This is a genomic window from Mycobacteriales bacterium (assembly GCA_035550055.1).
GTDB lineage: Bacteria > Actinomycetota > Actinomycetes > JAFAQI01 > JAFAQI01 > DASZTV01.
The window spans coordinates 45,744-52,056 of the sequence record DASZRO010000106.1; the positions used below are offsets into that span (position 1 = coordinate 45,744).

At 72.6% G+C, this 6,313-nt stretch carries 7 protein-coding genes; 6 read left to right on the forward strand and 1 reads right to left on the reverse strand.

The features are described from left to right. Positions 1-18: 18 nt before the first annotated feature. Positions 19-978, reverse strand: a complete 960-nt coding sequence (locus VG899_15475; protein ID HWA67761.1) for an MEDS domain-containing protein — start codon at positions 976-978, stop codon at positions 19-21. A gap of 349 nt (positions 979-1,327) precedes the next feature. On the opposite strand from VG899_15475, the gene VG899_15480 reads away from it, so the two are divergent. The 6 genes from VG899_15480 to VG899_15505 all read left to right on the forward strand — a co-directional run. Then, entirely contained in the window at positions 1,328-2,242 is a 915-nt protein-coding gene (locus VG899_15480; protein ID HWA67762.1) for an acyl-CoA dehydrogenase, read from the forward strand. Next, the gene (locus VG899_15485) at positions 2,239-2,961 is read left to right on the forward strand and encodes a PIG-L family deacetylase (GenBank protein HWA67763.1); all 723 of its coding nucleotides are present in this window, start codon (positions 2,239-2,241) and stop codon (positions 2,959-2,961) included. The genes VG899_15480 and VG899_15485 overlap by 4 nt, the downstream gene beginning before the upstream one ends. After that, positions 2,958-3,560: an SAM-dependent methyltransferase gene (locus tag VG899_15490; protein HWA67764.1), complete on the forward strand. Its 603-nt coding sequence runs from the start codon at positions 2,958-2,960 to the stop codon at positions 3,558-3,560. The genes VG899_15485 and VG899_15490 overlap by 4 nt, the downstream gene beginning before the upstream one ends. Next, positions 3,560-4,243 carry a glycosyltransferase gene (locus VG899_15495; GenBank protein ID HWA67765.1) on the forward strand — a complete coding sequence of 228 codons (684 nt, stop codon included), beginning with the start codon at positions 3,560-3,562 and terminating at the stop codon, positions 4,241-4,243. Before VG899_15490 ends, VG899_15495 begins: the two co-directional genes overlap by 1 nt. Before the next feature lie 43 nt (positions 4,244-4,286). Further along, positions 4,287-5,171, forward strand: a complete 885-nt coding sequence (locus VG899_15500) for a Rieske (2Fe-2S) protein (protein ID HWA67766.1) — start codon at positions 4,287-4,289, stop codon at positions 5,169-5,171. A 110-nt stretch (positions 5,172-5,281) separates the two neighbouring features. Continuing rightward, the coding region (locus VG899_15505; protein ID HWA67767.1) for an aldehyde dehydrogenase family protein at positions 5,282-6,313 on the forward strand (1,032 nt) is incomplete at its 3' end.

The window sequence follows — 6,313 nt, forward strand, 5'->3', positions numbered from 1 at the left end:
GCGCGAGACGGCCGCCGACTAACCGGCGAGCGCGGCGCCGATGCGCACGGTGAATCCGTCGCTGTCGGCGATCATCGCGACGTCGAGGTCGAGCTGGTGGGTGATCCACAGCCCCCGCCCCGCCTCTTCGGCGTCCGGGCTCGGGAGCAGCCCGACCAGCGGGTCGGCCGGGCCGTCGCCGCGGTCGTGAACGGCTAGCAGGACGCGGTCGTCGGCGAGCCAGCCGCGCACGGTCACCGGGGCGCGGCCGTGGCGGTGCGCGTTGACGAGTGCTTCGGTTGCCGCGAGAAGCAGCGCGTCGAGCCCGTCTCGGCCGATGCGATCACCCACGAGGTCGCGGATGGTGCTGCGAACGTCCGAGGGCGCGGGAGCCGCCAGCACGACGGCCGGTGCCGTGAGCTCCAGCGGATCCGCCGGCGCCGACCGGAAGTCAGCGAGCCGTCGCGGCTCCCGGTAGCTGTCATTGGTGAGGTGCGTGCCGTCGTGACCGAGCACGATCTGATGCAGGCTCCGCGCCTGGGTGATGACATCCGCGGGCGCGATCCGCGTGTCGTACAGGCAGGGCGCCCACACCGGCAGGTCACCGAGGGCGCGATCGACCGCCGCCTCGTAGCGGTCCCACCCGACGTAGGAGATGCCGTAGCCGGGATGGGGCACGTTGCCGGCAATGCGGACCCGGGGCGCTCCGGCCGAGAGCCGTCGCTGGATGGCGGTACGCCAGCTGCCCAGCGCCTTGGCAGGCGTGGCATACGGACTCGCGTCGCTGATGTAGGAGATCGTCGGGGTCTCGGGCAGCCAGTTCCGCAGCAGCGCCGTCTTGTGCTCGTCGTAAGCGAAGATCACCGGCTCGCCGTTCGCCGCACCTTGCTGCGCGAACGGGACGATCAACGCCCGGAAGTCCTCGTCGGATCCGTAGAAGCCGACCTCGTGGAGGTAGCCGGGCGCAGCCTCGCGCGTCGCGGGGGCGTGCGCGCTCATCGACAGAACTCCTGCGCCGGGTTCGACATATCGGGGATCGCGGCGGGTCGGTGCACGCGCATCGGGTGTGGAACCGTTTCCGTCACCCCCACTGCCGCCGCTGCGACTGTAACGCGTGCCCGCGAGAGCACCTGGCAACTGGTGTCTCGCCACGCTGTGGCCTGCGCCACGCGGCCGATTCGGGCGGCGCGGCGGCGGGTATCCGCCCGGTGTGCAGACTCTCGCGTCGCGGGACGCCACGGCCGCGACCGTCGTACGCGAGCAGTGGGCGGACCTGGTCACCAACGCCGGACACGACCTGTCCACTCCGCTCGGGGTGGGCGCTGCGGCCACCGCGCTGCTGGAGGTGATGCCGCCGTTGGCATTGCCCGGCACCGGCCGCACCTGGGAGCGGTTCGAGGCCCTCGCGGCGATGGGTGCCGCCGACCTGTCCGTGGCGCGGATCCTGGAGGCGCACTTCGACGCCGAAGCCATCCTGCACGAGCTCCACGCGGCGGACCTCGCGCAACCCGGCCGGCTGTGGGGGGTGTGGGCGGCGCAACCGCCGACCGCCCGCGTCGAGGCGCGCCGCGGCGCGGGCGAGTCCTGGTCGTTGGCCGGCACCAAGGCGTGGTGCAGCGGCGCGACGGTGTGCTCGCACGCGCTCGTCACCGCGACAGCCGCCGACGGGCCCCGGCTGTTCGCGGTCGCGCTCGCCGACCCGGCCGTGCGCCCCGGCCCGGACGAATGGGCGAGCGCGGCCCTCGCGGCTGCCGACACCAGGGCGGTCGAGTTCCGTGACGCCTCCGCACGGGCGATCGGCCGAGCCCAGCACTACGTCGCCCGGCCCGGGTTCTGGCACGGCGCGGTCGGCGTCGCGGCGGTCTGGTACGGCGGAGCGCTCGGCGTCGGCCGCCGACTGCTCGAGGCGGGCCGCCGCGGCGACATCGGTGACATCGGCCGGGCCCATCTCGGTGGGGTCGGTGCATCGCTCGCGGCGGCGCGAGCGGCGTTGCGCGACGCGGCGACGGCGATCGACGACGATCCGCAGGACGCGTCAGGATGCGCCGCGATCCGAGCACGCGAGACCCGAGCCGTCGTCGAGGCGTCGGCGCTCGAGGTGATCGACCGGGTCGGCCGGGCGCTTGGGCCGGGGCCGCTGGCGTCGGAGCCCGAGCATCAGCAGCGCGTCGCGGATCTCACCTTGTATCTGCGGCAGAGCCACGCGGAGCGCGACCTCGCCGATCTCGGCGAACGCCTGATCTCCTCCCCGCTCACGTGGTGACGGTCGAGATCGCCCAGGACGGCACCGCCGAGAGCGAGTGGCAGAGCTGGCTCGGCAGTCGGGACTGGCCTGCACTCGACGCGGTCGAGCCCGGGCGGCGGGTGGTCGTGGTCGCCGCGCATCCCGACGACGAGGTGTTGGGGGTCGCGGGGCTGCTCTCGCGCCTGGCGCGACACCACCCGATCGTCGTGGTCTGGGCGACCGACGGCGAGGCCTCCCACCCGCACTCCACCGCCGTAGCTCCCAGCGAGCTGGCGCGGATCCGGCGCGCGGAGTCGCGCCGCGCACTGACGCGGCTCGGCATCGCCCCGGTGTCTGCTCGCCATCTCGGTCTGCCGGACAGCGGGCTGGCCGACCGGGAACACGACCTGCGACGTGAGCTGGAACGCCTGGTCACCCCGTACGACATCGTGATTGCGCCGTGGGCGCACGACGGCCACCCCGACCACGAAGCCGCCGGGCGAGCCGCACGGTCGCTGGGCACCACCTGCTGGGAGTACCCGATCTGGGCCTGGCACTGGGCCGGTCCGGACGACCCGCGAGTGCCGTGGCAGAGCCTGCGACTGGTGCCCGGCGTCGACACGGAGCGCAAGGCTGCCGCGATCTGCGAGTTCGCCAGTCAGGTGCAGCCGCTGGGACCCGACCCGGCGGACGCACCGATCCTCCCGCCGCAGGTGCTGGCGCACTTCACTCGACCCTTCGAGGTCGTGTTCGGATGACCCTGCATCAGGAATACTTCGACCGGATGTACGCCACGTCTGCCGACCCGTGGTCGCTGGACAGCCGCTGGTACGAACAACGCAAGTACGCGATCACGATGGCCGGCTTGTCCCGGCCGCGATATCGCTACGCCTTCGAACCCGGCTGCTCGGTCGGCGTGCTGAGCGCGCAGCTGGCCACCCGCTGCGACTCCTTGCTGGCAGCCGACGTCGCCCCGGCCGCGGTCGCGGCGACCCGGGCCCGCCTGGCCGACGCGCCGGGAGCGGCGGTTGAGGTCATGAACATCCCGGCGCAGTGGCCGGTGGGCAGCTTCGACCTCATCGTGCTGTCGGAGGTGGGCTACTACCTGTCCCCCGACGACCTCGACGCCCTGGTGGCTCGCGCCGTCGGGAGTCTCGACAGGGACGCAGAGCTGTGCCTGGTGCACTGGTGCCATCCGGTCGCGGACTATCCGATGCTCGGCGACGAAGTCCACGACCGGTTCCTCGCCGAACCCGGGTTGCGATCTCTCGCTCACTACGACGATCCCGACTTCCGGCTGGATCTGCTGACCTGGGCCGACGCCCCGACACCGGCCCAACGCGAAGGCCTCGTCTGATGACCGCCGTCATCGACAAGGTGGCCGTCGTCATCCCGGCGCACGACGAGGAGTCGCTACTGCCGGCCTGCCTGGACGCGGTGCGACTGGCGATCGAGTGCGTCGACGTGCCGGTCGAGGTCGTCGTCGCACTCGACGACTGCCGGGACGCGAGTGCGTCGGTCGTCGCCGTTCGACCGTGGGCGGCCACCGTCGAGCTGTCGGCTCGCAACGTGGGCGCCGCGCGCGCCGCCGCCACCGCCTACGCGTTGGGTGTGACCGCCCGGTCGGTGGCGGAGCGGATCTGGATCGCGACGACCGATGCCGACACAGTCGTCCCGGCGCATTGGCTGGCCAGTCAGCTCGCGCTCGCCGATGCCGGCTACGACCTGGTGATCGGCACCGTCGACGTCGACGACTGGTCCGCCCATCCGCCACACACCGGCCCGAGATGGCGCGCGACCTACACCCCTGCCGACCATCATCCGCACGTGCACGGTGCGAACCTCGGAGTGCGCGCCTCGGCGTACCTCGAAGTCGGTGGCTGGCCGACGGTCGCCGTCGACGAGGACGTCTCGCTGGTCGCGGCGCTCACCGGACGACGCATCGCCCGCAGCGCGGCGCATCCGGTCATCACGAGCGCCCGCACCGATGCTCGCGCCCGTGGCGGGTTCGGCGACACGTTGGTGGCACTCGCCGGCTGACCGAGCTGGTGTGCGGACCGCGACCGCCGGGTAGCCCGCCGACATGACCCTCGACGAGCGCCTGGACGAAGTGATCGAGGAGGTCGAGCGGGCGAGGCTGCTCGACCCGGCCGGCAACGCCGTGCGCGCGGCCGGGCAGCGGGTGCTCGGCAACCCGCGGGCACGCGACGTGCTGTCCGGAAGGCCGATCGGGCACGCGCTGCACCCGGCGCTCACCCTGGTGGCCGGCGGATCGCTGCTCGGCGCGACGCTGCTCGACGTCGTCGGCGGACGCGGCGGCCGTGACGGCGCGCGCCGGCTGGTCGCGGTCGGTCTGCTCGCCGCGTTGCCGACGGCGGCGAGTGGCTGGTCGGACTGGCTCGACACCGAGGAGGCGGAAAGCCGCGTCGGACTGGTGCACGCGCTCAGCAACGGCATCGCGCTACTCGCCTACACCCGGTCCTGGCGATCCCGCCGGCGCGGCCGGCTCGGCCTGCCGAGCAGCTTGGCCGGCGCGGCGGCGCTCGGAGCGGGCGGTTGGCTCGGTGGCCACCTCGCCTTCGCGCTGGGGGTCGGGGTCGACACGACCGCGTTCCAGACCACAGCGACGGACTGGACCGACGTCGCGGCAGCCGCAGACATCGACGACCGTCTCCAGCAGGTCGACCTCGAAGGTGTCCCGCTGCTGGTGACCAGGGTCGACGGCCACGTCGTTGCGGTCGCCGACCGCTGCACCCATCGCGGCGCGCCGCTGTCCGACGGCACCCGCGACGGCGACTGCGTCGTGTGTCCGTGGCACGCCAGCGTCTTCTCGCTGCGCGACGGCAGGGTGCGGCGCGGACCCGCCACCCGCTCCCAGGCCAGCTATGAGGTGCGTGAGCTCGACGGGCGCATCCAGGTCCGGCGCAACGAGAACCGGTCGCTGCGGCGCAACCCGGTCGGGACGTAGCGGCACGCACCGCCGAGAGCCGCATCGGTCGCCCCTAGCGGAAGGCGGGACGGCCGGCGCTCGACGGGATCCGATAGAAAAAGGGTCACCCCACCGAGCCGGAGGCTGCCGTGACCGCACCCGTCGTCCACCCCGATCGCTTCTTCATCGACGGCGAGTGGGTGATGCCCTCCTCCTCCGCGACGATCGACGTCATCGACTCCTCGAACGAGGAGGTCTTCTTCTCGGTCGCCGAAGCACAGGCCGCCGACATGGAACGGGCGATCTCCGCAGCGCGCGCCGCCTTCGACAGCGGGCCGTGGCCGTTCCTCGCCCACCGCGAGCGCGCGGAGTACCTGCGCCGGCTGAGCAAGGAGCTGTCAGCACGCGCCGACGCCCTCGGTGAGATCTGGCCACGGGAATCCGGTATCCTCGCGATCATGGCGAAGTACGCCGCGCCGGCGTTCGCCACCACCTTCGACTACTACGCCGGGCTCGCCGACACCTTCGCGTTCGAGGAGCGCGCACAGCCCACCGGAGGCGGGTCGTTCGGGCTGATCGTGCGCGAGCCGGTCGGTGTGGTCGGCGCGATCATCCCGTGGAACGCGCCGATCCAGCTGGCGATCTACAAGATGGCACCTGCTCTTCTCGCCGGCTGCACCGTCATCCTCAAGGCGTCTCCGGAGGCGCCGGGCGCGGCGTACCTGCTCGCCGAGTGCGCCGAAGCCGCAGGCCTGCCCGCCGGCGTGTTCAACGTGCTGACCGCCGACCGAGAGGTCTCGGAGATGCTGGTCCGCGACCCGCGCATCGACAAGATCGCCTTCACCGGATCGACCGCGGCCGGGCGCCGGATCGCTGCGCTTTGCGGCGAGCGGATCGCCCGCTACACCCTCGAGCTCGGCGGCAAGTCCGCCGCCGTCATTCTCGACGACGCCGACTTCGCGCAGGCCGCCGCGACGATCGCCGGCGCGGAGTGCATGATCTCCGGCCAGGTCTGCTCCTCGCTCACGCGCCTCGTCGTCCCGCGCAAGCGCCACGACGAGTTCGTCGACGCGCTGGCCGGCACGTTCTCGCAGATCGTCGTCGGCGACCCGTTCGACCCGGCGACGCAGATGGGTCCACTTGCGATGGCGCGTCAGCGCGACAAGGTGCTCGACCTGATC